Annotated in this window: 23 protein-coding genes; 7 read left to right on the top strand and 16 right to left on the bottom strand. The window is 64.3% G+C overall.

From position 1 onward, the window contains the following. The 3 genes from ACE3QM_RS07155 to selD form a co-directional block, all read right to left on the bottom strand. On the bottom strand, positions 1-952 hold a 952-nt coding region (locus tag ACE3QM_RS07155; protein WP_374421195.1), incomplete at its 3' end, for a Clp protease N-terminal domain-containing protein. Positions 953-1,055: 103 nt separating this feature from the next. Then, positions 1,056-1,538, bottom strand: coding sequence for a LexA family protein (locus ACE3QM_RS07150; protein WP_374421193.1), 483 nt, complete (start codon positions 1,536-1,538; stop codon positions 1,056-1,058). Between the two features lie 9 nt (positions 1,539-1,547). Next, positions 1,548-2,588, bottom strand: a complete 1,041-nt coding sequence (selD, locus tag ACE3QM_RS07145; protein ID WP_374421191.1) for a selenide, water dikinase SelD — start codon at positions 2,586-2,588, stop codon at positions 1,548-1,550. 20 nt (positions 2,589-2,608) lie between these two features. Here selD and mnmH point away from each other — a divergent pair, with 20 nt between their 5' ends. Together mnmH and mnmC are read left to right on the top strand one after the other, a co-directional pair. Continuing rightward, entirely contained in the window at positions 2,609-3,646 is a 1,038-nt protein-coding gene (mnmH, locus tag ACE3QM_RS07140; RefSeq protein ID WP_374421189.1) for a tRNA 2-selenouridine(34) synthase MnmH, read from the top strand. A 103-nt stretch (positions 3,647-3,749) separates the two neighbouring features. Further along, a complete protein-coding gene (mnmC, locus tag ACE3QM_RS07135) occupies positions 3,750-5,735 on the top strand; it encodes a bifunctional tRNA (5-methylaminomethyl-2-thiouridine)(34)-methyltransferase MnmD/FAD-dependent 5-carboxymethylaminomethyl-2-thiouridine(34) oxidoreductase MnmC (protein WP_374421187.1) in 1,986 nt (661 codons plus the stop codon). A gap of 10 nt (positions 5,736-5,745) precedes the next feature. Here the strand turns inward: mnmC and ACE3QM_RS07130 are convergent, their stop codons facing one another. Then, positions 5,746-6,171, bottom strand: coding sequence for a thioesterase family protein (locus ACE3QM_RS07130; protein ID WP_048410273.1), 426 nt, complete (start codon positions 6,169-6,171; stop codon positions 5,746-5,748). A gap of 1,037 nt (positions 6,172-7,208) precedes the next feature. Between ACE3QM_RS07130 and ACE3QM_RS07125 the strand changes: the two genes are divergently transcribed. After that, a complete protein-coding gene (locus ACE3QM_RS07125) occupies positions 7,209-7,937 on the top strand; it encodes a peptidylprolyl isomerase (RefSeq protein WP_048410272.1) in 729 nt (242 codons plus the stop codon). A gap of 62 nt (positions 7,938-7,999) precedes the next feature. On the opposite strand, the gene ACE3QM_RS07120 is transcribed toward ACE3QM_RS07125, so the two are convergent. Continuing rightward, complete coding sequence (locus ACE3QM_RS07120; protein WP_374421184.1) at positions 8,000-9,247, bottom strand: chitinase; 1,248 nt, start codon at positions 9,245-9,247, stop codon at positions 8,000-8,002. A 223-nt stretch (positions 9,248-9,470) separates the two neighbouring features. Between ACE3QM_RS07120 and ACE3QM_RS07115 the strand changes: the two genes are divergently transcribed. Continuing rightward, positions 9,471-10,061: a LysE family translocator gene (locus tag ACE3QM_RS07115; RefSeq protein ID WP_374421182.1), complete on the top strand. Its 591-nt coding sequence runs from the start codon at positions 9,471-9,473 to the stop codon at positions 10,059-10,061. Here ACE3QM_RS07115 and ACE3QM_RS07110 read toward each other — a convergent pair. From ACE3QM_RS07110 to ACE3QM_RS07090, 5 genes are all read right to left on the bottom strand, one after another. After that, on the bottom strand, positions 10,058-10,873 hold the full coding sequence (locus ACE3QM_RS07110; RefSeq protein WP_374421181.1) for an AraC family transcriptional regulator: 816 nt from the start codon (positions 10,871-10,873) through the stop codon (positions 10,058-10,060). The genes ACE3QM_RS07115 and ACE3QM_RS07110 overlap by 4 nt on opposite strands. A gap of 4 nt (positions 10,874-10,877) precedes the next feature. After that, positions 10,878-11,630: a YdcF family protein gene (locus ACE3QM_RS07105; protein WP_374421179.1), complete on the bottom strand. Its 753-nt coding sequence runs from the start codon at positions 11,628-11,630 to the stop codon at positions 10,878-10,880. A gap of 65 nt (positions 11,631-11,695) precedes the next feature. After that, complete coding sequence (locus ACE3QM_RS07100; protein WP_374421177.1) at positions 11,696-12,760, bottom strand: substrate-binding domain-containing protein; 1,065 nt, start codon at positions 12,758-12,760, stop codon at positions 11,696-11,698. 7 nt (positions 12,761-12,767) lie between these two features. Then, entirely contained in the window at positions 12,768-13,649 is an 882-nt protein-coding gene (locus ACE3QM_RS07095) for a hypothetical protein (protein ID WP_374421175.1), read from the bottom strand. Between the two features lie 207 nt (positions 13,650-13,856). Continuing rightward, complete coding sequence (locus tag ACE3QM_RS07090) at positions 13,857-14,888, bottom strand: flagellin (protein ID WP_374421174.1); 1,032 nt, start codon at positions 14,886-14,888, stop codon at positions 13,857-13,859. Between the two features lie 173 nt (positions 14,889-15,061). Between ACE3QM_RS07090 and ACE3QM_RS07085 the strand changes: the two genes are divergently transcribed. The 3 genes from ACE3QM_RS07085 to ACE3QM_RS07075 all read left to right on the top strand — a co-directional run bounded on the left by ACE3QM_RS07085 (position 15,062) and on the right by ACE3QM_RS07075 (position 18,383). Continuing rightward, the gene (locus ACE3QM_RS07085; RefSeq protein ID WP_374421172.1) at positions 15,062-16,447 is read left to right on the top strand and encodes a CoA transferase; all 1,386 of its coding nucleotides are present in this window, start codon (positions 15,062-15,064) and stop codon (positions 16,445-16,447) included. A gap of 70 nt (positions 16,448-16,517) precedes the next feature. Then, complete coding sequence (locus tag ACE3QM_RS07080; RefSeq protein WP_048410265.1) at positions 16,518-17,267, top strand: MgtC/SapB family protein; 750 nt, start codon at positions 16,518-16,520, stop codon at positions 17,265-17,267. 96 nt (positions 17,268-17,363) lie between these two features. Then, a complete protein-coding gene (locus ACE3QM_RS07075; protein ID WP_374421170.1) occupies positions 17,364-18,383 on the top strand; it encodes a hypothetical protein in 1,020 nt (339 codons plus the stop codon). A 64-nt stretch (positions 18,384-18,447) separates the two neighbouring features. Here ACE3QM_RS07075 and flgL read toward each other — a convergent pair whose 3' ends face one another. From flgL to flgG, 6 genes are all read right to left on the bottom strand, one after another. Further along, a complete protein-coding gene (gene flgL / locus ACE3QM_RS07070; protein ID WP_374421168.1) occupies positions 18,448-19,371 on the bottom strand; it encodes a flagellar hook-associated protein FlgL in 924 nt (307 codons plus the stop codon). Positions 19,372-19,381: 10 nt separating this feature from the next. Next, the gene (flgK, locus tag ACE3QM_RS07065; protein WP_374421166.1) at positions 19,382-21,163 is read right to left on the bottom strand and encodes a flagellar hook-associated protein FlgK; all 1,782 of its coding nucleotides are present in this window, start codon (positions 21,161-21,163) and stop codon (positions 19,382-19,384) included. A gap of 77 nt (positions 21,164-21,240) precedes the next feature. Then, positions 21,241-22,233: a flagellar assembly peptidoglycan hydrolase FlgJ gene (flgJ, locus tag ACE3QM_RS07060; RefSeq protein ID WP_374421165.1), complete on the bottom strand. Its 993-nt coding sequence runs from the start codon at positions 22,231-22,233 to the stop codon at positions 21,241-21,243. Between the two features lie 94 nt (positions 22,234-22,327). Then, a complete protein-coding gene (locus ACE3QM_RS07055) occupies positions 22,328-23,425 on the bottom strand; it encodes a flagellar basal body P-ring protein FlgI (protein ID WP_231461456.1) in 1,098 nt (365 codons plus the stop codon). 61 nt (positions 23,426-23,486) lie between these two features. Then, positions 23,487-24,167 carry a flagellar basal body L-ring protein FlgH gene (locus ACE3QM_RS07050; protein WP_231461455.1) on the bottom strand — a complete coding sequence of 227 codons (681 nt, stop codon included), beginning with the start codon at positions 24,165-24,167 and terminating at the stop codon, positions 23,487-23,489. A 54-nt stretch (positions 24,168-24,221) separates the two neighbouring features. Further along, entirely contained in the window at positions 24,222-25,004 is a 783-nt protein-coding gene (flgG, locus tag ACE3QM_RS07045; protein ID WP_048410259.1) for a flagellar basal-body rod protein FlgG, read from the bottom strand. Between the last annotated feature and the right edge of the window lie 21 nt (positions 25,005-25,025).

Raw genomic sequence — 25,025 nt, 5'->3', positions numbered from 1 at the left:
CGTCCAGCGTGGTGGCGCCGATGCAGTGCAGCTCGCCGCGCGCCAGCGCCGGCTTCAGCATATTGCCGGCGTCCATCGCGCCCTCGGCCTTGCCGGCGCCCACCAGGGTGTGGATTTCATCGATGAAGATCAGGGTCTGGCCGTCGTCCTTGGCCAGATCGTTCAGCACCGCCTTCAAGCGCTCTTCGAATTCGCCGCGGAATTTGGCGCCGGCGATCAACGCCGCCAGGTCCAGCACCAGCAAGCGCTTGTTCTTCAGGCTCTCCGGCACTTCACCATTGATGATGCGCTGCGCCAGGCCTTCGACGATGGCGGTCTTGCCGACGCCGGGCTCGCCGATCAGCACCGGGTTGTTCTTGGTGCGCCGCTGCAGCACCTGGATGGCGCGACGGATTTCGTCGTCGCGGCCGATCACCGGATCCAGCTTGCCCAAGCGCGCGCGCTCGGTCAGGTCCTGGGTATATTTCTTCAGGGCTTCGCGCTGGCTTTCCGCATCCTGGCTGGACACGCTGGCGCCGCCGCGCACCGCAGCGATGGCGGCTTCGATCGCCGCCGGCTGGCCGCCGTGTTCCTTCAGCAAGCGCGCGGCCTCGCCCTTGTCCTGGCTCAGCGCGGACAGGAACAGCTCGCTGGCGATGTATTCATCGCCCAGCTTCATCGCCGCCTTGTCGCTCAGGTTCAATAAATTGGCCAACTCGCGCGACACGGTGATCTCGCCGCCAGTGCCCTGCACTCGCGGCAGCCGTTGCAGCGACTGGTTCAGCCCGGCCTTGAGCGCGGGCACATTGACGCCGGCGCGCGCCAGCAGGCCGCCGATGCCGCTGTCGGCGTCATCCAGCATCGCCAGCAGCAGATGCTGTGGCTCGATATAACCGTGATCGTGGGACAGGGCCAGGCTCTGGGCATCCCCCAGCGCCTGCTGGAACTTGGTGGTCAGCTTGTCGAATCGCATGGAGTGGCTCCTTCGGAACGTTGATAAGCTCTATCTGGGCATGACCAGTTGCTTTTCAAGTCCAAGAACCGCGCAGCGACGCCGCGCGGCCGTGGCCGGCCGCTCAGCGCAGCGAACGCACCACCGAGCTGACCACGCCCCAGATTTCCGCGCCATCCGCGACCGGCAGATCGGCAAAGCCAGGCTGGGCGGCGCGCAGGCAGGCCCGCTCCGGGCTCAAGTGCAGCCGGCGAACCAGGAATTCCTCGCCGCGCGCCGCGATCACCACATCGTTGTGGCGCGGCGTCAGCAGGCGGTCGACGATCAGCAGATCGCCATCGAAAATGCCGGCCCCGCTCATCGCGTCGCCGGCGACGCGGACGAAAAAGCTGGTGTCCGGGTGCTGGATCAGGAAATCGTTGAGATTGAGCGGTTGCTCGAGATAATCGTCGGCCGGCGACGGGAAGCCCGCCGCCACGCTGCCGTCAAACCACTGGATGTTGGCGCCGACGGCGCCGGAACGGCGCGCGCCGCCCACGCGCCCGGGCGCCAGCCGCGCTAGTTGCGCCAACGGCCGGTCGCGGGCCGCCAGCTTCAGTTCCGTCATGCCCGCGGCTCAGCGCACGACGATGCGGGCATCGCCGGCGGCCAGACGGCCGATCTTGGCCGCATAATCGAAGCCGGCCTCACGGAAACGCGCCAAGACTTCGTCCGCCTGCTCCGGCGCCACCGCCGCCAGCAAGCCGCCGCTGGTCTGCGGATCCGCCAGCAGGCGCAACTGCCATTCCGGCAGCCCGGCGCCGAAGTCCACGTGCGCGCCGAAGCTGGCCAGGTTGCGCTCGATCGCGCCCGGTCCATAGCCCTGCTCGGCAAACGATCTGGCCTCGGCGATCACCGGCACCTGCTGCATATCGATGTGCGCGGCCAGGCCCGCGCCCTTGCACACTTCCAGCACATGGCCAAGCAGGCCGAAACCGGTCACATCGGTCAGGGCGTGCACCCCGTCCATCGCCGCCAGTTCGGCGCCCACCGTGTTCAGCTTGGTGGTGGAGGCGATCAAGGCCTGGTAGCCGTCGTCGCCGAGCACACCTTTTTTCATCGCCTGCGCCAGGATGCCGACGCCCAGGCCCTTGCCCAGGATCAGCACATCGCCGTCGCGCGCCTCGCTATTGCGCTTGAGCTGGTCCGGATGCACCACGCCCAGCGCCACCAGGCCATAGATGGGTTCGGGGGAATCGATGGAATGGCCGCCGGCGAGCGGAATGCCGGCCGCGTGACACACCGATTCGCCGCCATCGAGGATCGCGCGTATGGTTTCCACCGGCAGCAGGTTCACCGGCATGCCAACGATGGCCAGCGCCATGATGGGCGTCGCGCCCATCGCATAAATGTCCGAAAGCGCATTGGTGGCGGCGATGCGGCCGAAGTCGCGGGCATCGTCGACGATGGGCATGAAGAAATCCGTCGTCGCCACAATGGCCTGGGAGGCGTTCAATTGATACACCGCCGCGTCATCGCTGGTTTCCGCGCCCACCAGCAGATTGGGGAAGGCCATCTTTTCCTTGGCCGTCGACAGAATGGATTCCAGCACCGAAGGCGCGATTTTGCAGCCGCAACCGCCGCCGTGAGACAATTGCGTCAATTTGATATCAGCCATTTGCGGACTCCGCCATATTTATGCTTTTCAAGGTCGCGAACGTATCACAGCTGGGGCAGTTTGACGAGATCATCGACGTGCGCTCCCCGGCAGAATTTGCCGAAGATCATATCCCCGGCGCCATAAACTGTCCGGTTCTGGACGATGAGGAGCGCATCCGCGTTGGCACCCTGTACAAACAGGTGTCCCCGTTCGAAGCGCGCAAGGTCGGCGCCGCGCTGGCGGCCAAGAATATCGCCCGCCATATCGAGGAGCGCTTCGCCGACCGTCCCAAATCCTGGCGGCCGCTGATTTGCTGCTGGCGCGGCGGCCAGCGTTCCGGTTCGATGGCGCTGATCTTCGCCCAGATCGGCTGGCCCGCCCATCAACTGGAGGGCGGCTATAAAGCCTACCGCCGCCAGGCGCTGCAATGGCTGGACGAACTGCCGGGCCAGCTCAAGCTGCGCGTGATCTGCGGCCCCACCGGCTCCGGCAAGAGCCGCTTGCTGCAGGCGCTGGCGCGCGCCGGCCATCAAGTGCTGGACCTGGAAGGACTGGCCAATCACCGCGGCTCGGTGCTGGGCCGGCTACCGGACCTGCCGCAGCCGCCGCAAAAATGGTTCGATACCCTGCTCTTGCAGCAGATGCGCGGCCTGGACCTGGAACGCCCGGTGTTCATCGAATCGGAAAGCAAGAAAGTCGGCTTCATCTCCCTGCCGGACGCCTTGTACCGCCAGATGCACCAAGGCGATTGCCTGCTGCTGGAGGTGCCGCTGGCGGAGCGCGTGCGCTTCCTGCTGGAGGACTACGACTTCTATCTGCAAGATCCGGAAGCGCTGATGCGCCAGCTCGGCTTCCTGAAAGGGCTGCATTCCGGCGAGCAGCTGGAGGCCTGGAACCAGTTGATCCGGGCCGGGCACTTCGACGCGCTGGTGGCGGAGCTCCTGGCCAAGCATTACGACCCGCTGTATTACCGCTCGCTGGGCAAGCACTATCCGCAACTGGCCACCACCGCGCCGCTGATGCTGGACAGCCTGGCTCCGGAACGGCTGGACCTGGCCGCTGCGCGCATAATCTGAACGGGCGCCGCGGCGGCGGCGCTCATCAGCGGCGCAAAACTGCGGTATCATCAGGACATCCTAATTCATCCGCGGCGCCGCGCCGCGCCCCGACTCCGCGCGCATGACCCCACACGCTCAACTCGACTGGCAAGACGGTCAACCCGTTTCCCTCGCCTTTGGCGATGTCTATTTCTCCCGCGCCTCCGGGCTGGACGAAACCCGCCATGTATTCCTGCGCCACAACCGCTTGGCGGAGCGTTTCGCCGCCTTGCCGGCGCATGGCCAGTTCACCATCGCCGAAACCGGATTCGGCACCGGTCTGAACTTTCTATGCGCCTGGGAGCACTTCCTGGAGCGGGCGCCGGCCGACGCCAGGCTGCATTTCATCAGCGCGGAGAAATTCCCGCTGACGCCGCACGACCTGGCCCAGGCATTGGCGCTGTGGCCGCAGCTGGCCGGGCTGGCTCAGCAATTGCTGGCCCAATACCAGTCGCTGCAGCCAGGCTGGCACCGGCTGCTGCTGAACCAGGGACGCGTCACGCTGACCTTGCTGATCGGCGATGTGCTGGATGTGCTGCCCGAGGTGGACGCCCGCGTCGACGCCTGGTTCCTGGACGGCTTCGCCCCATCCAAAAACCCCGATATGTGGCAGCCGCAGCTGTTCCAGACCATGGCGCGGTTGTCCGCCCCCGGCGCCACCTTCGCCACCTTCACCAGCGCCGGCTTCGTGCGCCGCGGCCTGAGCGAAGCCGGCTTCGCCGTCAGCAAGACAGCCGGCTTCGGCCACAAGCGCGAGATGAGCCACGGCCATCTGCAGACACTGCCCGACGGCGGCTGGTCGCCTCCGTGGTTCGCGCGTCCGGCGCGCCGCCACGGCGAGCGTAGCGCCATCGTCATCGGCGGCGGCATCGCCGGCGCGGCCAGCGCTTACAGCCTGGCCTGCCGCGGCTGGCAGGTCACCGTGGTGGAACGCCTGCCGGAGCTGGCGCGCGGCGCCTCCGGCAACCCGCAAGGCGTGCTGTACGCCAAGCTGTCCCCGCATTTCACCCCTCTGACCCGCCTGATACTGTCCGGATACGGCTACAGCCTGCGCACGCTGCGCGCCCAGTTGCCGGAAGACGATGCTCATTGGCGCGGCTGCGGCGTGCTGCAACTGGCGCATGATGCGGCGGAAGCGGAACGACACGACGGCCTGGCCGGCGCCGGCTTCAGCCCCGATGTCCTCAAGCGGGTCGATGCGCAAGAAGCCAGCGAACTGGCCGGCGTGGAGCTGCCGCACGGCGGCCTGTTCTTCCCGCAAGGCGGCTGGGTCAATCCGCCGGCCCTGGTGCGCAAGCTGGTCGAACATCCCAATATCCAGGTCCGCACCAGCCGCACCATCGTCGAACTGGATTACAACCCGCTGGACAAGAGCTGGGTCGCCATCGGCGACGAAGGCTCGGTGGCGATAGGCTCGGTGGTCATCCTCGCCGGCGCGGCGGAAACCGGCGCCTTCGACGCCACCCAGCACCTGCCGCTGAAGAAAATCCGCGGCCAGGTCACCGTCGCCCGCGCCACCACTCAAAGCGAGGCGCTACGCACCGTATTATGCGGCGAAGGCTATATCTCGCCCGCGCGCTTCGGCGAGCACTGCCTGGGCGCCACCTTCAAATTCAATACCGAGGATCTGGGCGTCAATCTGTTCGAGCACCAGGAAAACCTGCACATGCTGGCCGGGCTGGCGCCCAGCCTGTACAAGGCCTTGGGCGGAGAAGCCCTGCTGGAAAAAGCCTTGTCCGGCCGCGCGTCGCTGCGCTGCACCAGTCCTGACTATCTGCCCATCGTCGGCCCGGTCGCCCACGCGCAAAGCCTGATCGACACCTATCTGCCGTTGAGCAAGGACGCCACGCTGCAATTGAACGACGCCGCGCCATGGATAGACGGCTTGTACGTCAACACCGCCCATGGCTCGCGCGGCATGATCACCGCGCCCTTGTCGGGTGAAATGCTGGCGGCGCTGCTGGAGGATGAGCCGGCGCCGGTGGCCCGCAGCCTGATGCAAGCCACCCATCCCAGCCGTTTCCTGATACGCGACCTGATGCGCAACAAGCTGCCACAGCGGGGCTGACGCCAGTTCCTCAGACGGAAGGCGCCGCAGCGTCAATCGCCGCGCGGATATCGTCGGGAATCGATACCGACTTGCCGGCCTGGTAATCCACCCACACCAGCGTCACCTCGCCGCTGGCATAGACCACGCCGGGATCATCCCGCCGATAGAAATGATGGCGCAGCTTCAGGCTGCTGCGGCCCAGCTTTTCCAGCTCTATGGTGATGTCCAACGTGGCGGGATAAGTGATTTCCTTGCGAAACACGCAGGCGGTGCCGGCCAGCACCGGGCCGCAGCCGGAAGGATCTATGCCATGGCCCAGGCTTTCCAACCAGTCCAGCCGGATCTGTTCCAGATAACGGAAGTAATACGTATTGTTCAGATGCCCGACGGCATCCATATCGCCCCAACGCATCACGATGCTGCGGGTATCTATCACCGGATAATGCTTGTCCACACTGTTTCCCTTGGCTGTGCGGCCGCGCCGGCCGCCTTCATATCATTTGCACCGCAACATGATAACGGCCAATCCGTCTCGGGTCACATAGCGTCACATAAAACACAACAAATCCAAATATCCCGCTTAGGAATGAATGGGCATACTGGTTTCCGTCAGCAGCCGGGACCCCGACCAAGGGTCCTGTATCTGGCAGGATCGACGCGCCTGTTTTGTTGGAAATTACCTACCCCTTCTGGCCGGCGCGTCGGTCTCCTGAGCGAAGGTGCAAATTGGGGCCCCGATCCGGGGCTCTTTTTTTGTCTGTTTGTTGCGCAAAGGCCAATTCATTGCGCAAGTGTTAAGCCCGCCTCGATTTCATCACAGCCCGTCACATAAGCCCCAACTAATCACTCTATTTGAGCGCTGTCGGCCGGCGCATACTGCGTCCATCGAATCCGCTCTCCCCCGAGGGCGGTTTCGATACGATCGAACATCTGCTTGTTGTGGATACACGCCCGCCGGCAGTCACGTCGATCACCTGAGCGAAGGTGCAATTCAGAGCCCCCTAAACCGGGGCTCTTTTTTTATCCACTGCCTCGCCAGCCCTTACCGCGCCCGCTCGGGCATGCTCCGTCAGGCCATGCCGCCGCCGAGCGGACAAAAAAAGAGGCCGCGCAAAGGCGGCCCAAACGGGGATCTCAATTCACCAACTCCAAGCCTGGGCTTGGCACGACAAAAATAGAGAAGGACGAACTACGTCAACTCGATGCCGGAAACAACGGAGAGGCGGCCAAACACTTCACAGTAATGCGTAGCGCTAGCGTGATCTCCATGTAGGCTCCAAAGCTGCATGACTCGTATACTAACGATTCAGTCGGCGGACAAATATAAGATTATTCTTAAAATTCCATAGATTTCAGCCAAGATCGGCACGCTACCCCCCCTTGCGCCGGCGCGGCCTTTCTTGACAAGCGCCGCCAACGCTTTTCTAATCGCAAACTTCCCGCCATGCCACAAGCGGCGGCGGCCCTCACAGATCACCACAGGAAACCTCCATGACCATTCGAGTCAACGGCATTGAAATCACCGAAGACATGGTACAGGCAGAACAAGCCCACTACGCCGACGCGCCCAAACCGCGCGATGCCGCCGCTCAGGAATTGATCCTGCGCGAACTGCTGCTGCAAAAAGCCCAGTCCCTCGGCATAGACACCGCTGACCAAGGCGCAGCCATCGGCGCGCTGCTGGAGCGGGAGCTGCATGTCGATGCGGTGGACGAGGCCGCCTGCCTGGCCTTCTATAATCAGTATCCCGAGCGCTTCAGCAGCGGCGAATCCGCCGTTGCCAGCCACATTCTGTTCCCGCTGGGCGAAGGCCTGGCCGGCAGCTTGGCCAAGGCCAAGGCCGAAGGCGTGCTGGACGAAGTCAAGGCCAACCCGGCCCGCTTCGCCGACCTGGCGCGCGAGCATTCCACCTGCCCGTCCGGCCAGCAAGGCGGCAGCCTGGGCCAGTTTGGCCGCGGCCAGATGGTGGCGGAATTCGAACAAGCGGTGTTCAGCACCGCCGCCGGTGAAATCGCGCCGCAGCTGGTGCAGACCCAGTTCGGCTACCACATCATCCAGGTGCAGGAACGTCACGAAGGCGGCAAGGTGAGCTTTGAAGAGATCAAGGACCGCCTGCAGCAGTACCTGAACGATATGGCCGGCAACAAGGCGATGCAGGCCTATCTGGGTCAGCTGGTCGCCGCCGCCCAGATCGAAGGCTATGAGATGCCGGCGCTCTAAGCCACGATTCAAGCTCATCGAAAAACCGAGGCGCAGACGCGCCTCGGTTTTTTTTGCGCGCTTCAGTTGCGGCCGCGCAGTGACGCGCCCACCGGCCGCGAGAGCGGGAAGCCATCCTTGCGGTCCCAGTTGATGGACCAGCTCATCACGCCGCGAAAGTTGGGGTAGGCCTGATTGGGCTTGACGCCGCCGCAGTTTTTCATTGCCATCAGGCAATCCAGCGACTTGATCACGGTATCGGCGCTGACAAAGCCGGAATTGGCGGAACTGCGGCCGGAAGGCACGCCGAAGGCCACCTGGTCCGGCCGCAAGCCCTTGAAGCCGCCGGAAGCGCCATAAGCCAGCGGGAAGCCCTCGATCAGCATCTTGCTGCCGCCCACCAGCATGTCCACGCTGCCTTCCGCCAGCGCGGCGGTGGAATACGGCGTGTTCAAGCCGCCATTGTTGTAGTACTGCACATGGATCACGCTCAAATCCTCGCGCAGCGCGTCGATGATGGGCAGATAGGCGCCCCAAATGCTGCCGTAGGCGACATAGCCGCCCTGGACATAGGGATGCTCCGGCGCCATCGACAAGTAAAAGCCGGCCCCCAGCTTGGCCTTGAGCTGCCGCACCCCGCTGATCAGGTTGCCGATGATGGGCGCGCCCTGCGAGACCCCGCTTTCCAGGTCCAGATCTATGCCGTCGAAACCGTACTTGGCAATAATGGCGTAGAGGCTGTTGACGAAATTCTGCGTCTGTGCCGGCGAATTCAGGGTGACCGAGCCATTCTGCCCGCCCAGCGACAGCACCACTTTCTTGCCCTTGGCCTGCTTGGCGCGGATGTCTTGAATGAATTGCGCCTCGGAACCGGCCTTGGGGTCCAAGGTGAAGCTGAGATTGCCATTGCCGGCGTCGTCGGCGAATGCGACGACGATCACATCCCAGTCATCGCTGACCTGGCTGAGCGGATACGTATCGCCGCTGGGATTGGTGAAGTTATGCCAGTAGCCCACCAAGGCGTGCTTGGCAAACGGAGCGGACGGGCCCGGCTGCGGCGGCGTAGGATCCGGCCCCGGCGTCGGAGGCGCGCCGCAGCTCCCTCCGGCCTGCCACAGCGTGGGCGTGGCCGGCGGGTTCCAATTGGCGCCGACATAGGCGGTATGGGCGGCGCGCGCGGTGTAATTGGCCGCGGCATAGGCCACCACATCGCCCATCTGATAAGTTGCGCCTTCCCGCCAGTCCGGACACGCCGCGGCGCTGGCCGGTCCAGCACCCAGGGCCAGCGCGCACACGGGCGCCAACAGCATGGTTTTCCAATTCAAGAGCATGCAGCATCCTCCTTTGGATTCGCGGCGGCGCATCGTCGCGCGCTGGCTGCGCGCCTCTTGTTGAGCCACCGGACCAGATCACAGCTGGTATTTGATTGGTATTACACCAAACCGATAATGTCAAAGGCATTTTTGAGCCGCCAAGCAGCAGGTCAATTTTCTACAATACGCCCTCGCTCCATCTGGCTACTGTGTCCGCATTGCCCACCCACCAGGAAACATCATGAATCAGACTCTCGCCATGGCCGGTTTCGCGCTGGCGGCCTCCATCACACCGGGGCCGGTCAACCTCATCGCCCTCAGCGGCGGCGCCCAATATGGCGCGCGCGCCGCCATGCGCCACGTCGGCGGAGCCACCGCCGGCTTCACCTTATTGCTGCTGCTGACCGGATTGGGATTGGAACAGACCTTGCGGCAATGGCCGGCGCTGACGCATGGGCTGCAGTGGGCGGGCGTGGCTTTCCTGCTTTATATGGCTTATCAATTGGCGCGCAGCGACGGCAGGCTGGAGTGGGAACAGAATGGCGCCCAGCCCAGCTGGTGGCGCGGCGCGGCGATTCAATGGCTGAACCCCAAGGCCTGGATCGCCGCGCTGGCCGGCTGCGCGGCGTTCACCTCGGGTCAGGACACCATGGCCTTATGGCGTTTCGCCGCGATCTACTTTCTGATCTGCTACGCCTCGGTGGCTTGCTGGGCGCTGGCCGGCGCCTGGCTGGGCCGGCAATTGAACTCGCCCAATCGGCTACGCCGCTTCAACCAGTTGATGGCCGCCCTATTGGGACTCAGCGCGCTGGGGCTGTTGACGCCGGTCTAGCCCGCGCGGTATTGGCCCGGCGTGGCGGCGACATACTGCTTGAACACTTTTTGCAGATGCGCCTGATCGGAAAAGCCGGCATCCTGCGCCACTTGCGCCAGCGGCAAGCCGCCGCGCACCAGCCGGCGCGCCAGCGACACGCGCTGGCTCAGCAGGAAGCCGTGCGGCGTCACGCCGTAGCGCTGTTTGAACGCGCGGATCAAGTATGAAGCCGACAAGCCAGCCTCCCGGCTGATGTCTTCCAGGCGCAAGGACTGCGCGCAATGGGCGGCGATATATTCCGCCGCCCGCTCCAGGCGCAGATTGGACTCCGCCGCCGCCGGCGCCAGGCCCAGCAAGGGATGCAGCTCGCCGAAGAAAGCCGCCGCCGCAATGTCTTTTTCCAGGCGCTCGCGCCCGGCATCGCACAGCAGCGTGAACATGGCGTTGAAGCCGGAGAACAAACCATGGTGGCGGCTCATCGCCGCGCCCAGCGGGCGGAAGCCGCCGGCCTGGTCTACGCCTAATGCCTGCTGCATCCGCCCCAGCCAGCCCACATCCACGTATAGCATGCGGTAGGACCAGGCCTGGTCGGCCACCGGATTGCAGGCATGGGTATCGCCCGGGTTCATCAGTACCAGGGCGCCCTGTTCGCTGCGGCGGATCTTGCCGTTGAAGTAATCGCAAGCGCCAGCGGTGATCGCGCCTATCGAGAAGGTTTCATGCGCATGCTTGGCGTAACAGACTTTGCGGCCGTCGGCCACCGAGCGCGCCTCGAATTGCGGCAAGGCGGCTTCGCGCCAGAAGCGATGCGTCACGGCAGGTTCCGACATCGGCTTACTCCCCTTTCAAACGGTAGAACAATATGCCCAGCCACTCGCGCAAGGCGGAATGGCTCTCCTGCATCGCCCGTCCACTGGGCAGATACCACGCGATGCCGCCGCCGTCGTAGCGGATGAAACCGGTGGGCGCGGCGCTCACTTCCAGCCCTTGCCGCTGGAACATCGGCAATGCGCGCCGCAAATGCCAGCCCTGGCTGACCAGCGCAATCCGCTCTACTCCGTCAGCGCGCAACATCGCCGCCGCATAGCGGGCATTTTCCAGCGTGGTGTCGGAGCGCGTTTCCACCCAGCGCGGCGACAGCCCGTAATCCTGGCGCAACACCCGCGCCATCACCGCGGCCTCGGCCTCCCCGCCCTGCGGCGCGCCGCCGCTCAGCAATAAGGGCTTGCCGCTTTGGCGCGCCAGCCGCGCGCCATAGCGCAGCCGCGCCAGCGAGTCCGCTCCCGGTTCCATGCCTCCATATTCCGGCGCCGGCTTCTTGCCGCCGGACAGCACCACGATGGCGTCCACGCGCGCCAATTGCCCGGCGTCCAGCGCCGGGTAGACTTCCAGGCCCCGGTTCAGCCACATCGCCAGCATCGGTGTGCTCAAGGCATACAGGCCCGCCATGCCCAGGGCCAACAGGGCGCCGCCCAAGCGCGGCCAACGGCGGCGCAGGCCCAGCCCAAACAGCATCAGCAGCAGCAGATTGAGCGGCGGCAACAACAGGGAACCCAGCAGCAAATGGCTCAGAACTTGCGGGGACATCGTGACGGTCATGAAATCGGCATCAAATTGGGTGAGCGCCAGTTAAACACGCGCGGACGGGCAAATCAATGGCGGGGAAACCAGATGGCGGCATAGGCGTTGCGATAGCCATTGGCCGGATCGTAGCCGATGCTCAAATAGACCTCGCGTATCGTCGGCCTGGTCAGCAGATGCGGCTGGGTGACATAGAGGCTGGGCGGCCGGCCGGCAAACGCGCGGTTCAGTTCGTCGGCCAGTTGCCAGCCATGCAGATGCAAGGGCTCGGCGATGGTCGCGACCTGCATCAAGCCCGCGCGGATGCGCCGCATCGCGGTGAAGGAGCCGTCGCCCAGCGACACATTGGCCACCTCCGCGTGCAGCCGTCCCAGTGGATAGCCTATGGAGTCGTAATACAGATCATTGATGCCTATGCTATGGGTCCAGCTGGCGCCATAACGCTGGTACAGCGCGCTCACCCGCGCCGGCAACAGCTGCTGCACCCGCGCTAGGGAAATATCCTCCACCGCCAGCACCTTGCAGCGTCGGCATGCCTGCAATTGGCGCTGCGCTTGCCTGGTCTTGGCGCTGGCGATGGCGAAGCGGCTGTCGGTGAACAGCACCACGCCTATCGGGCCGCTGCGGCTGGCGATGACATAATCGGCCGCCGCCTGGGCGGCGGCCAGCGGATCGGTGGAGATATTGGTGAACAATAGGCCCGGTGCCGGCCCCGGCTTGTCGCCGGCATGCCAGCCCACCACCACCACGCCGGCGGCGAGCAGGCGCTGGATCTGCGGTTTGAATTCCTTGGCGTCGAAACCACCCAACGCCACCGCGGCGGGGTGTTCGCGCGCGGCGCGTTCTAGAAAGCCGCGCAGCGAGTCCTGCCGCCCCTGCCCGTCCAACAGCGTCAGCCGCCAGTCCAGCAAGCGGCCGGCCTCTTCCAGCCCGCGGTAAACGCCGACCACGCCGCCATTGCGCAGGTCCGATGCCAGAAACCACACCTCGCGGCCGGTTTGCGCCGCCGGCCCGTGCAGCGGGCCGTCCCACTCGGTCCATTCCCGCGCGGGATCGGCCGGCCTGGCCGGCGCAGGCTTGCCTGCGGCCAGAACCAAGCCGGTCAGGCACAGTAGCAGCGCGAACAGTCGAATCATGCAGACACTATAGACCACCGCCGCCACGGGCCGGAGCGGTCGCGCCGCCCGCTTCGGCCAGCAGTTGGCCGACCACTTCCGCCGCCACCGCGAACAGCAGCGGCGACAAACGCTGCGCCTGCAGACCGGTGGCGCCATGGCGGCTGATGGCCAGGCCGCGCCACGGCATCCGTTCGCCAATCAGGCAGCCGCGCAGCGTGCCGCCGCCGCGCGCAACCGCTTCGACAATCTCGGGCAACCGCTGGCGCAAGGCCACGCACGCCTCGGCCGGCGCCGCAAACGCCAGCGCCACCCCATCCGCCACGCTCCGAACGCGCAGGCAAAACGCGCCTATGCCCGGCGCGGTCAGCCACAACACAAGGTCAAGATCATCCTGCTCCGATCCCGGCTCCCGCTCCAGCGCATCCTCCACGCTCAGCGTCAGCGCCGGGCCGCCCCACAGCCAAAACGGCAGCGTCATCGGCAAGGGCGGCTCGCCGGCGGCATTGCGCACCCCCGCCAAGGCCAGTTCCGGCAATTGTTGCAGCAAGGCTCCAGGCAGATGGCTGCCGCCAGCCTGCTGGAATTGCGCCGCCGCCTGCGTCAACCGCCCCAGCAAGGCCTGCCGCCAGGCCTGGGCCAATTCAGCGGCGGCCGGCAGCGGCTTCGCCAGCCTGGGCATGGCTGCCTGCTCCAGCTGCCATGCGCGCGCCGGCGTTTCGCCCTCAGGCTCCGCCCCCTGACGCTCCAACTGCAGCGACAACTGCAGCCGCGGCTGGGTGGCCAGCACCAGCACTTTCAGCACCGTGCCGGGGCTCAGCTCGGCCGCGCCAGGCGGCCAGGCCGGCAACGCCAACTGGATGCCGTCGCCGCTCAACAGTGGCCGGCCGTCGGCCGCTCGGCTCAGCACCGCCTGCCATTGCCGGCCCGGCGTCAGTTCCGCGCCCGGCTGCGCGCCCGACGAGAGAGGCGCGCTCGGCGTGACCGGCGTCGCCGCGGTAATCGCTTGGATTGAAATGGCCCTGCTCCTTCAACAGAATCCAGACTCACGACGCAAAAAAGCCAGCCGCATACGCAGCTGGCTTCGGATTCGCGCCGGATCGACGCCGAATCGTTATTACTGCAGCAGGGACATGGCCAGGCTGCTCATGCTGCCGCTTTGCTTCAGCATGGAGGTGCCGGCTTGCATCAGCATTTGCTTGGAGGTCATGCTGGCGCTTTCGTTGGCGTAGTCGGTATCCATGATACGACCCTTGGCGGCCAGGGTGTTGTTGTTGACGTTGGCCAGGTTGTTGTTCACGTGGTCCAGACGGTTGGCGTTGGCGCCCAGGGAGGAGCGAACCGAACCTACCGAATCCAGAGCGGCCTGGATGGTGTTGATGGTGTCGGCTTTGCCGATTTCATCGCCCTTGGCTACCTTGTCCAGAGCGGCTTGGCCGTCTTGCTGAGCCTTCAGCGCGGTCTCGTAAGCGGCTTTCTTGGTGTCATCGGTCGGGGCCGCGTCGTAAGCGGTTTTGGCATCATCGGTCGCCTTGACCAGAGCCGGCATCGCATCGGTAGCGGTCTTGACTGCAGCTGTGTAGTCAGTGCCGGCCTTGTCATCCTTGAAGAAGGTCTTGGAAACGCTGCCCAGCGCATTGTTCAACGCGGTCATGCCATCCTTCATGTTCACCGTCATGGATTCGTCGGCCGACGCGCCGATCTGGAACTTCATCTCTTCGGTCAGCTTGCCGCCTTGCAGCAGTTTTTCACCGCCGAAGGAAGTGTTCTTCATGATGTTGGTCAGTTCCTTGCCCAGTTCGGCGAATTCGGACTGCATCGCGCTCTTGTCGGCCTTGGTGGAGGTGGCGTTGGCGCCTTCGGTGGACAGGTCCTTCATGCGCTGCAGGATGTTGGACACTTCGTTCAGCGCGCCTTCGGCGGTTTGCAGCATGGAGATGCCGTTCTGGGCATTCTTCATCGCAACTTGCATGCCGCGGCTTTGCGCGTCCAGACGGGTGGCGATCTGCAGGCCAGCGGCGTCGTCCATTGCGGAGTTGATGCGGAAGCCGGTGCCCAGACGGGTCATCGAGGTGGACAGCGCGGTTTGGGTGCCGGTCAGGTTGGACTTGGTGTTCAGTGCGGCGATATTGGTGTGCAGGCTCAGCATAGCTTTTGCTCCAGAAGTCAGGTTGGTTGGTCCGGCATCGCTGCCGTCACCCTCACAAGGCGGCCGCCGCGCGGCAAACTTAAATGCGGGAGCGATGTGAAAAATCACATTGCTTGACGCATGGGCGCTGGCTGTTGAAAGATCAACGTCATAAACACTGCCGCCACACCGCCATGACCACACTGAACGGCCAACAGGCCCTGGCCCAGCTCTGGGCCGCCGCCGCCCTCGATCCCTCCGCGCTGGAGCGTGCTCAGCTGCCGGCGGGCGCGGCGCCGCTGCCCTCCTCTTTTGCCATCGGCGCCTTGGCCCAGGCCAGCATTGCCGCCAGCGCGCTGATGGCGGCCGAGTTCTGGCGCCAGCGCGGCGGCGCGGCGCAGACGGTCTCGGTCGAGCTCGCCCACGCCGCCGCCGAATTCCGCAGCGAACGCTATCTGCGCGTCGACGGCGCGCCGGCTCCCGAACTGTGGGACGCCATCGCCGGCCCCTATCCTTGCGGCGACGGCCGCTGGGTGCGCATCCACACCAACTTTCCCCACCATCGCGACGGCATTCTACGGCTGCTGGACTGCCGCCACGACAAGGACAGCGTGGCCGCCGCCTTGCAAGGCTGGCAGGCTTTCGAGTTCGAGCAGGCTGCCGCCGAGCGCGGCCTGGTCGCCACGGCGATGCGCAGTTTCGACGAATGGGACCGCCATCCGCAGGGGCAGGCCGTCGCCGCGCTGCCCTTGCTCAGCATAGAGCGCATCGGCGATGCGCCAGCGCTGGCCCGGCCCTTGCAGGGCATACGCGCGTTGGACCTGACCCGCATCATCGCCGGCCCGGTGGGTGGGCGGATGCTGGCCGCTCACGGCGCCGATGTGTTGCGCGTCATTTCGCCGCTGCTGCCCTCCATCCTACCGCTGGACATCGACACCGACCGCGGCAAGCGCAATGCCGAGCTGGACTTGCGTCAGGCCGTCGATGGCGAACAGCTGCGGCGCTTGCTGAGCGAAGCCGATGTCTTCATCCAGGGCTACCGGCCCGGCGGCCTCGCCGCGCTCGGTTTCGGCCCGGAGCAGGCCGCGCGTCTGCGCCCGGGCATCGTCTACGCCTCGCTGTCCGCTTATGGCCACGCCGGCCCCTGGGCCGAACGGCGCGGCTTTGATTCACTGGTGCAGACCGCCAGCGGCTTCAATCACGCGGAGGCGGCGGCTTTCGGCGGCGTGCAGCCGCGCGCGCTGCCGGCCCAGGCGCTGGACCATGCCGCCGGCTATCTGCTGGCTTTTGGCGTCATCGCCGCGCTCTCTCGCCAAGCGCAAGAAGGCGGCAGCTGGCAGGTGCGGGTTTCGCTGGCGCAAACGGGACACTGGCTGCGCCAGCTCGGCACGGACCACGCCGGCTGCGCCGTGGCGGACCCCGGCCTGGAACAGATCGCGCCCTGGCTGGACGATTATGCGTCCGGCTTCGGCGCCTTGCGCGCCGTGCGCCACGCGGCCCAGCTGTCCTTGACGCCGGCGCATTGGACGCTGCCTTCGATGCCGCTGGGCAGCCACGCCGCCGAATGGCTGCCGCGCTGAAGCGGCGGTGGCGCGCGCCAAAGCAACTTGCTATCGTCGGCACACCGGCCCTAGCGCCTATGGAGCATTCATGGATATTTCGTTCACCGATCTGATTGGCCAGTACTGGTCCACCCCCAAGTGGGAAGTCAATCTGTTGATCACGCTGAACCTGCTGGGCGGCCTGCTGCTGGGCTGCGTGGTGGGCTACGAGCGCTGGTACAACGGCCGCGCCGCCGGCATGCGCACCTACGGCCTGGTGGCCATGGCCTCCGCCGCCGCGATCAGCATCATCGGCTATTCCGGCTACTGGTATGGCGGCCAGCATCCCGACATCACGCATGGCGACATGACCCGGGTCGCCCAGGGCGTGCTGACCGGCGTCGGCTTTCTGGGTGCCGGCATGATCATGAAGGAAGGCCTGTCGATCAGCGGCCTCACCTCGGCCGCGTCGATCTGGATGTCCTCGGTCATCGGCATCCTGGTCGGGGTCGGCTTTTACGCCGCCGCCATCGCCATCACCCTGCTGTGCGTGCTGTGCATGCTGTCGGTCAATCAGGTGGAAAGCCGGCTGCCGCGCCATTTCAGCCTGTTCATCGTCATCCGCTTCAAACCGGAACAGCAATGGACGGTGCAGGCCTTGAGCGCCGGCCTGCTGGAACTTGGCGTGCGACTGCATGAGGACAGCATCGCGCTGAACGCAGGGCCGGACGCCACCGAGTGGAGCTTTCTGGTGTCGGCGCAAAACCGGCGCGACCTGATCAATGTCGTCGATCTGTCGCGCGAGATCATGAAGATAGACCGCCTGGAAACGCTGAGCATCCAGCCGGCGCGCAACTGAGCCGGCGCCAAGCCGGCTAGGTGTTTTCACACCATCAAGTTTGCGCTCCCATTGCCGATATCGGTTTACCGATACTTCCAAATCCTGGAGCCTGCAATGCGAGTCGCGTCCATGGCGCTGTCGATGAGCAGCCAATACAGTTTCAGCCAAAGCATCAGCGTTCAGCAAAAAATCAGTTCCTGGAGCCAGCAGCCGGCCGCTTCCGCGCCGGCCTCACCCTCCTCCGATGTCAGCCTCAGCCCCGGCGGTGTCAACGCCAGCGCCAAGGATCAACAGCTGGCCGACGGCATGACGCCGATGCTGGGCTTGATCAAGGATATCCTGGAGAAAGTGCTGGGCGTCAAATTCAAGGTAGTCGACGGCACCTTGCAAAAAGACGACGGCAACAGCGGCAACTCCAACAGCGCCGCCGCGTCCCCCAATGCGCAGCCCGCCAGCGCGCTGCCGCGCTTCGGCGGCTCGATCCAGCAAAGCTACGATTACAAGGAAAGCGAAAGCATGGGTTTCTCGGCCAAGGGTTCGATCAAGACCCAGGACGGCCGCGAATTCAATTTCTCGCTGGACGTGCAGATGAGCCGCAGCTTCGAATACCACAGCAGCAGCAGCTTGCAGTACGGCAGCGGCGGCAGTCCCACCGACCCGCTGATGCTGACGCTGGGCGATGAAGCCGGCAGCTTCAGCGGTGCCAGCGTCAGCTTCGACCTGCAAAGCAATGGCCAGAAAACACAGCTGCCGTTTATCGATCATGGCGGCTGGCTGGCGCTGGACCGCAACGGCGACGGCAAGATCAACGACGGCAGCGAGTTGTTCGGCACTCAGTCCGGCAATGGCTTCGCCGACCTGGCCAAGCTGGACAGCAATGGCGACGGAGTGCTGGATGACGGCGACCCGGCTTTCGCCCAATTGAAGCTGTGGTCCGGCCGCGATGGCGACAAGGATCAACTGATGGGGCTGAAGGAGCTGGGCATTGGCGCCATCCTGCTGCCCAGCGTGGACACGCCGTTCAGCATCAAGGACGCCAACAACCAATCCCAGGCCGATGTCCGCCGCTCCGGCGTTTATCTGACCGAGGACGGCAAGGCCGGCCGGGTCAGCCAGGTGGATGTCTACGGCTGAATCCGCCAAGCGCAAATAGCAAAGGCCGCTGACGCGGCCTTTGTCGTTTCCGGCGAATGCCGGCTCAAGAGATGTAGTTGAACAGCGACAGCTGAGTCACCTTGTTGTAAGTCAGCTGGCTGTACTTCAGCGAGGTCTGCGCCAAGGTGAAATCCGAAATCGCCTGCGGCATGTCCAGATCCTGCAAATCACCGATGCTGCTGGCGTACTGCAATTTCAGGCTGCCGCCGACATTCTGCATATTATCGTTCTGCTGGCCGCGGGCGCCGATGGATGCCAGCGACAGAGAGAACTGCTGTTGCGCCGAGTCGATGGCGTTGATCGCGCTGTTCAGCTGGGTGCCGAAGTTGGCCGGCTTCGGATTCTGGCCCAGCAGGGTATTCAGTTGCAGCAAGGCGTCGAAGGCGGCGGTGGCGCTGCCCCCCGGCGTGCCGAACACGGTGCTGCCAGGGTCGGAAATCGTCATCTGCTGCGAGGCGCTGATCTGCACGCTGCGCTGGCCGGTATCGCCCTGATACGTGGCTGGCGGCACCGCCGACAGGCTCACCACATAGGGCACCGTGTCGGTCTTGTTGCCGCTGAACAGGTAGTTGCCGCGGCCGTCGGTGGAGTTGGCGTATGTCGTCAACTCGGTGATGCCTTCCTGCAACTGCTTCTGGATCGCCTGCAATTCGGTCGAGCTCAGCGCGCCGCTGCCGGCGGAGATCGCCAGACTCTTCATGCTGGCCATCAGGTCAGAGGAGCTCTTGACCGCGGTTTCCGACAGCGACAGCCAGGAACTCACCGCCTGGGTATTAGTGATGTACTGACTGTTCTGGCCCTGCGACTGGTTGAGCAGCAGGATGCGCGCCGCGGCCACCGGGTCGTCGGCCGGCGTCACCACCCGCTGCTGGTTGTCGATCTGCATGGTGAGCTTGTAAATGCTCGCCTGCAGATCCTGCATATTATTCAAGCCGGACTGGTAAATGGTGTTGGAGCTGATTCGCATCACTCTCTCCTTAACCCATCAGATTCAGAATGCTGGAGAAGGTGGTTTGCGCCACTTGAATCACCTTGCTGCATGCCTGATAGGACTGTTGGTACTTGATCAGATTGGCCGCTTCCTGGTCCAGGCTGACGCCGGAAGTATTGGACAGGCTTTCGCTGGCTTGCTTCAGATTGGTCTTCATCGCCGCCGACTGCAATTGAGCGGTATTGGTCTGGTTGCCCACCGAGGCCACCAGCGTCGAGTAATAAGAACCATAGGACTGGTTGCCCATCAGCTTGAGGTTCTGCTGCGCCAATAATTCGCGCAGATTGGAGTTGTCGCCCGGCGGCGGCTTGGTGCCGGCCGGCGCGGGCCCCACGGTGAAGGTCTGACCATTGGCCGGCGCGCCGGATAATTGGAAACTGATGCCGACATCCACCGGCGGCACCGCCGTGGTCTGCAATTTGAAGCCGTTGCTGACGCTGCCGCCCAATGGCACCACATTGTAAGGGCCGCCGCCATTGGGGCCGGTAATGGTGGCCGTCATCGTCGCCGGGCTGCCGGTGGCGGTGATGGTCATGCCGGTCATGCCGACCGATGGATGCGTCGTGCTGCTGGGAAACACCGGCGGCACCGAGTTGATGCTGCCGCTATAACCGCCTGGCAAAGAGGCCCAGACGCCGCTCATGGTCACGCCGCTGCCGCCGGCCCCGCCGGTGGACACCATATTCGACGCGGTGGCCAGCTTATTCGGATCGGTCATCAGCACTTGCAGATTGCTGGCCGCGTTTTGCGGATTGGAAGCATAACTGGACAGATCATTGAAAATGGGCTGCCCCGCCACGCCGCCGTTGTCCACCCCCAACTGGTTCTGGTAATTGACCGTGGCGGCGAAATTGATCGCCAGCGTGCCCAGTTGCTGACGCGCCTGCAACAGCGGGCCATCGCGGAAATTCAGCAGGCCGCCCAATTGGCCGCCGGTGATCAGGCTGTTCGGGATCGCCGTCACCGTGCCATTGGGATTGTTGAACACCAGTTGCAGGGTATTCGGATCCGTGGGCAAGGGCTGGGTGGCCAGGGTATTGGTCTGGGCATTGGTGACCAGGGTCTGGCCATTGCCGATATACACCGTGTAAGTGCCGTCGGACTGCGGCACCGCCTTGGCGCTGACCAGCTTGTTCAATTCCAGCATCGCCTGGTCGCGCTGATCCATCAGCGTGTTCGGCTGCGAACCCAATTGGTTGCCGCCGGTCAGCGCGGCGATCTGGGTATTGAGGCTGGCGATCTGCGAGGCCAGCGAATTGATGCTGTCCACCGTGCTCTTGATCTGGCCGTTGGCGCCGGTCTGCATCTGCTGCAGCTGCCCGTCCACGGTGGCGAACTTGGTGCTCAGCGCCTGGGCCATGTTCAGCACGGTCTGCCGGCTGGGAATCGAGTCCGGCTGCTGCGACAGTGTCTGCATCGCGCCGTAGAAATCCTGCAAGGCCGGGATGATGGAAACATCGGTGGACGCCATCAGATTATTGATCTGATTGAGCTGCTTGACCTGGGTATCGTAATAGCTGCTATTGGTCTGCGCGGTTTGCACCTGGCCGGACAGGAATTTGTCGTAGGTACGCAGCACATTGGTGATGTCCACGCCCTGCCCCAGGAAGCCGAAGCCCTGGTATTGCGGCGAGCGGCCGGCCTGGGTGACATACTGGACGTTGTAACCGGGCGTGGAGACGTTGGCGATATTGTTGCCGGTTACCGCCAAAGCCGTCTGCGCCGCGTTCAGCCCGCTCACGCCGATCGAGAAAATATTGGAACCCATGATTCACCTCTGTTTGCTTTATCGGCCCGGCGCGTCAAAACTTGATGCCGGATTCGACGCTCGCTGCCGGCGTCCGCTCAACTGCGCACCGTCTGTTGCGCCAAGCTCGCCGCCACGTCCACCAGCTTGCGCGCGTAGCGCGGGTCGGTGGCATAGCCGCCCGACTGCAACGCATGCGCGAAGCCATACATATTCTGCCCCTGGTTCAAGGCACCCTTGTAGCGCGGAGAATCCTTCAACAAGCGCGCGTAATCGCCGAAGGCCTCGGCATAAGAGCCGTAGGCGCGGAATTTCTCCACCCGTTTTTGGGCAACGCCGCCTTCATATTCGGTGGTCATCACGCTGACCGTGCGACCCTGCCAATCGCCGCTGGCCTTGATGCCGAACAGATTATGGCTGTCGCTGCCGTCCGGATGGCGGATCGCACGCTTGCCCCAACCGCTTTCCAGCGCGGCATGGGCAACCACCGCCTCCGGCGCCACGCCCAGTTGCGCGGCGGCGCTGCGCGCGTGCGGCAGCATGGCCGCGGCGAAATCGCGGCTGCCGCCCTTGCCCGTTGCTGCCGTCTCGGCCTTGGCCGGGCTGGCCGGCGCCGTCAGCACCAGCGCCGCGCCGGCGGCTTGTTGCGCCTCTTGGTAAGCCAGCAAGGCCTTGCCGCCGCCGTGGGCGCGAACGGCCAGTTGCGGGCCGGGCGCCGAGTGAACCGTGTGCATGCTCTTGTCGTCCGGAGCGAAATTCGACTGTTTGGCGATTTGCCGATACAGCATGTCGCCCAGGCCAAAGCCGCCGCTGGAGCTCAGCGCCTGGGTCAGCTGCTGGTCGTACAAGCCTTGATAAGTGCTCAGGCTATTGGATTCGCCTTCCGGATCGAACTTGGTTTCGCGCATGCTTTTCAACAGCGTGTTCATCATCAAGGCCTCGAATTGCGATGCCACCTGCCGGGCCGCGCCTTTCGGGTCCTTGATCGCCTGCGCGCGCAGATCGTTCAACTGGTTGGGATCCACGGCCAGTTGCCGGTTTAGCAAATCGTTGGCGCTCACGGCGCCGGCACTGAGGGACTGAATCGTCATTTCTCGCTCCTGGAATCCCGTTAAAAGCAAGATACGGGCCAGAATAAAAAAGACGGCCGCGCGGCCGTCTTTTGGTCCTGCCGCCAAACCGGCGTCAGATGATTTGCAAATCCGCTTTCAACGCGCCGGCGGACTTCATCGCCTGCAGGATGGAAATCAGGTCCTGGGCATTCGCCCCCAGCGCGTTCAAGGCCGCCACCACCCGTGACAGATTGGCGCCGTTGGGCAGGCTGATCAGCTTGCTGCCCGGGGTGTTGATGCTGATATCGGCCTGGTTGGTCACCGTGGTCTTGCCGCCGGACAACGGATTGGGCTGACTCACCTGCGGCGTATTGCTGACGGTGACGGTCAGATTGCCATGCGACACCGCGCACGGCGCCAGCGTCACCGCCTGGTTCATCACGATGGAGCCGGTGCGAGCATTGATGATGACGGTGGGGGAAACATCTGCCGGATCGACGGCAATATTTTCCATCTTGGCCAAAAACTGCACGCGCTGATCAGGATCGAACGGCGCGCGCACCTCGATCAACCGGCCGTCCACCGCGCGCGCGGTACCCTGGCCAAAGGATTTGTTGATCGCCTGCACCACGCGGTTGGCGGTGGTGAAGTCGGACTCACGCAATTCCAGATTGACGAACTCGCCGGAGCCCAGCGCGGTCGGCACTTCGCGTTCCACCGTGGCTCCGGAGGGGATTCTACCGACACTGAGTTGATTGATCTGGGCCGAACTGCCGCCCGCCGACGCGCCGGCGCCGCCGACCACCACATTGCCTTGCGCCATTGCGTAGATCTGCCCGTCCGCGCCTTTCAGCGGCGACAGCAACAATGTACCGCCACGCAGGCTTTTGGCATCGCCTATCGACGAAGCGGTCACATCAATCGCCTGCCCCTGCCGCGCGAACGGCGGCAGCGTCGCGGTCAGCGTGACTGCGGCGACATTCTTGGGGTCGAGCTTGGTGCCGGGCGGCACTTGCACCCCCAGCTGATTCAACATATTGGACAACGCCTGGCCGGTGAACGGCGACGAAGTCACTTTGTCACCGCTGCCGTCCAGGCCCACCACCAGGCCATAGCCTATCAACTGGTTGGGGCGCACGCCGCCGACATTGGTCAAGTCCTTCAAACGCTGCGCCGCCATGGCCGGAGACACGGCCAAGGCCAACAGCACCACAAACATCCATCGCTTCATATTCTCGCCCGCTTTCAGCCCGCCGCGCCCGCCAGATGGCGGCGCCCAGGCCGGTAATCCGTTATATCGGCAATATACTCATGAAGAACTTGGCAAGCCAGCCCGGTTCGTTATACAGCCGGTGAGTGCCCTTGGTCTGTTGCTCGACGCGGGCATCCGCCACCTTGAGCGAGGACACGCTGCGGTCGGCGGCGATGTCGCGCGGATTGATCACGCCGGACAGGCGGATGGATTCGGTGTCGCTGTTCACCCGCACCACTTTCTCGCCGCTGACCACCAGATTGCCATTGGCCAGCACTTCCAGCACGGTGACGGTGATGGAACTGACAAAGGAGGTCGCCACCTTGTTGTCGCCCTTGCCCGTGTTATTGGCCGAGCCCGTGGCGCCGAAGCTGGCGCCGTCGAGACCCGCGGCCGCGCCGCTGGGCAGGAAAGGCACTTTCATGCCGGCGTTAATGCTGCTGTTCAGGCCCGAGGTGCGGGTATTGGTGGTCTGCTCCGACGCCGAGGTCGACGAGTTTTCCTGGATGTTCACCGTCAGGGTGTCGCCGACATAGCCCGGCATGCGGTCCTGGAACAAGGGCCGGTAGCTGGCGGTCTGGAAAATGGAGCCGTTGCTGGGCATGCTGACCGGCTGCGGCTGCGGCCGCGCGCTGGTGGGCTGCTGCACCAGCGGCGGCTCCTGGGTCACGCAAGCGCTCAAGAATGCGGCCAGCAAGGCCGCCATCGCCATCGCTTTCATGATACACCTCGTCTTTTCATCGCTATCGGCCGCCAGACGGCGGCCGTTCTTGCATTACAACTGGCTCAGCTTCTGCAGCATCTGATCCGCGGTGGTCACCGCGCGCGAGTTCATCTCGAACGCGCGCTGCGCGGTGATCATATTCACCAGTTCCTCGGTGACATTGACGTTGGACGCCTCCAGAAAACCGGATTGGATCGAGCCGCGGATATCGGTCTGCGGATCGCCGTCCTGCGGGTCGCCCGACGCGGCCGATTGCAGATACAGGTTGTTGCCCACGCTCTCCAGACCCTGCGGGTTGATGAAGGTGGTCAGCTGGATGGTCCCCGCGGTTTGCGGCGCCGGATTGTTGGGCAGGTAGTACTGCACCACGCCGCCGGTGGACACCGTGATCTGGTTGGCGGTACCGGGGATGTTGATATTGGGGTTCAGCGGATAACCGTCCGGGTTCACCACGTCGCCATTGGCGTTGCGCTTGAACTCGCCGTTGCGGGTATAGGCGGTGGTGCCGTCCGGCAACTGGATGCGGAAGAAACCCTCACCGGAAATCTGCATGTCCAGCGGCTGGCCGGTCTGGTTTGGATTGCCCTGGGAGTGGATGCGGGCGGTGGCCACCGCAGCCGAACCGGTGCCTACCTGCAGGCCAGTGGGCGTGGTGTTGCCATTGGCCAGTTGCGCGCCAGGCTGGCGCAGGGTCTGGTAGTACAGATCCTCGAAAATGCCGCGGCTGCGCTTGAAGCCCACGGTGTTGACGTTGGCCAGGTTGTTGGATACCACATCCAGTTGAAACTGGCTGGAATCCATGCCGGTCTTGGCAATATAAAGTGCGCGCATCATAGCTTGTTTACCCCGTCTCCA

The sequence above is a fragment of the Chromobacterium sp. genome, assembly GCF_041912965.1.
Taxonomy (GTDB): Bacteria; Pseudomonadota; Gammaproteobacteria; order Burkholderiales; family Chromobacteriaceae; genus Chromobacterium; species Chromobacterium aquaticum.
The sequence above is the reverse complement of the archived record's forward strand: the minus strand, read 5'-3'. Positions and strand labels throughout refer to the sequence as shown.

What these genes read in the sequence shown, in the direction of transcription:
- ACE3QM_RS07150 (WP_374421193.1), bottom strand. Translation starts at nt 1,538, where the DNA reads ATGACGGAACTGAAGCTGGCGGCCCGCGACCGGCCGTTGGCGCAACTA.
- selD (WP_374421191.1), bottom strand. Translation starts at nt 2,588, where the DNA reads ATGGCTGATATCAAATTGACGCAATTGTCTCACGGCGGCGGTTGCGGC.
- mnmH (WP_374421189.1), top strand. Translation starts at nt 2,609, where the DNA reads ATGCTTTTCAAGGTCGCGAACGTATCACAGCTGGGGCAGTTTGACGAG.
- mnmC (WP_374421187.1), top strand. Translation starts at nt 3,750, where the DNA reads ATGACCCCACACGCTCAACTCGACTGGCAAGACGGTCAACCCGTTTCC.
- ACE3QM_RS07125 (WP_048410272.1), top strand. Translation starts at nt 7,209, where the DNA reads ATGACCATTCGAGTCAACGGCATTGAAATCACCGAAGACATGGTACAG.
- ACE3QM_RS07120 (WP_374421184.1), bottom strand. Translation starts at nt 9,247, where the DNA reads ATGCTCTTGAATTGGAAAACCATGCTGTTGGCGCCCGTGTGCGCGCTG.
- ACE3QM_RS07115 (WP_374421182.1), top strand. Translation starts at nt 9,471, where the DNA reads ATGAATCAGACTCTCGCCATGGCCGGTTTCGCGCTGGCGGCCTCCATC.
- ACE3QM_RS07110 (WP_374421181.1), bottom strand. Translation starts at nt 10,873, where the DNA reads ATGTCGGAACCTGCCGTGACGCATCGCTTCTGGCGCGAAGCCGCCTTG.
- ACE3QM_RS07105 (WP_374421179.1), bottom strand. Translation starts at nt 11,630, where the DNA reads ATGTCCCCGCAAGTTCTGAGCCATTTGCTGCTGGGTTCCCTGTTGTTG.
- ACE3QM_RS07100 (WP_374421177.1), bottom strand. Translation starts at nt 12,760, where the DNA reads ATGATTCGACTGTTCGCGCTGCTACTGTGCCTGACCGGCTTGGTTCTG.
- ACE3QM_RS07090 (WP_374421174.1), bottom strand. Translation starts at nt 14,888, where the DNA reads ATGCTGAGCCTGCACACCAATATCGCCGCACTGAACACCAAGTCCAAC.
- ACE3QM_RS07085 (WP_374421172.1), top strand. Translation starts at nt 15,062, where the DNA reads ATGACCACACTGAACGGCCAACAGGCCCTGGCCCAGCTCTGGGCCGCC.
- ACE3QM_RS07080 (WP_048410265.1), top strand. Translation starts at nt 16,518, where the DNA reads ATGGATATTTCGTTCACCGATCTGATTGGCCAGTACTGGTCCACCCCC.
- ACE3QM_RS07075 (WP_374421170.1), top strand. Translation starts at nt 17,364, where the DNA reads ATGCGAGTCGCGTCCATGGCGCTGTCGATGAGCAGCCAATACAGTTTC.
- flgL (WP_374421168.1), bottom strand. Translation starts at nt 19,371, where the DNA reads ATGCGAATCAGCTCCAACACCATTTACCAGTCCGGCTTGAATAATATG.
- flgK (WP_374421166.1), bottom strand. Translation starts at nt 21,163, where the DNA reads ATGGGTTCCAATATTTTCTCGATCGGCGTGAGCGGGCTGAACGCGGCG.
- flgJ (WP_374421165.1), bottom strand. Translation starts at nt 22,233, where the DNA reads ATGACGATTCAGTCCCTCAGTGCCGGCGCCGTGAGCGCCAACGATTTG.
- ACE3QM_RS07055 (WP_231461456.1), bottom strand. Translation starts at nt 23,425, where the DNA reads ATGAAGCGATGGATGTTTGTGGTGCTGTTGGCCTTGGCCGTGTCTCCG.
- ACE3QM_RS07050 (WP_231461455.1), bottom strand. Translation starts at nt 24,167, where the DNA reads ATGAAAGCGATGGCGATGGCGGCCTTGCTGGCCGCATTCTTGAGCGCT.
- flgG (WP_048410259.1), bottom strand. Translation starts at nt 25,004, where the DNA reads ATGATGCGCGCACTTTATATTGCCAAGACCGGCATGGATTCCAGCCAG.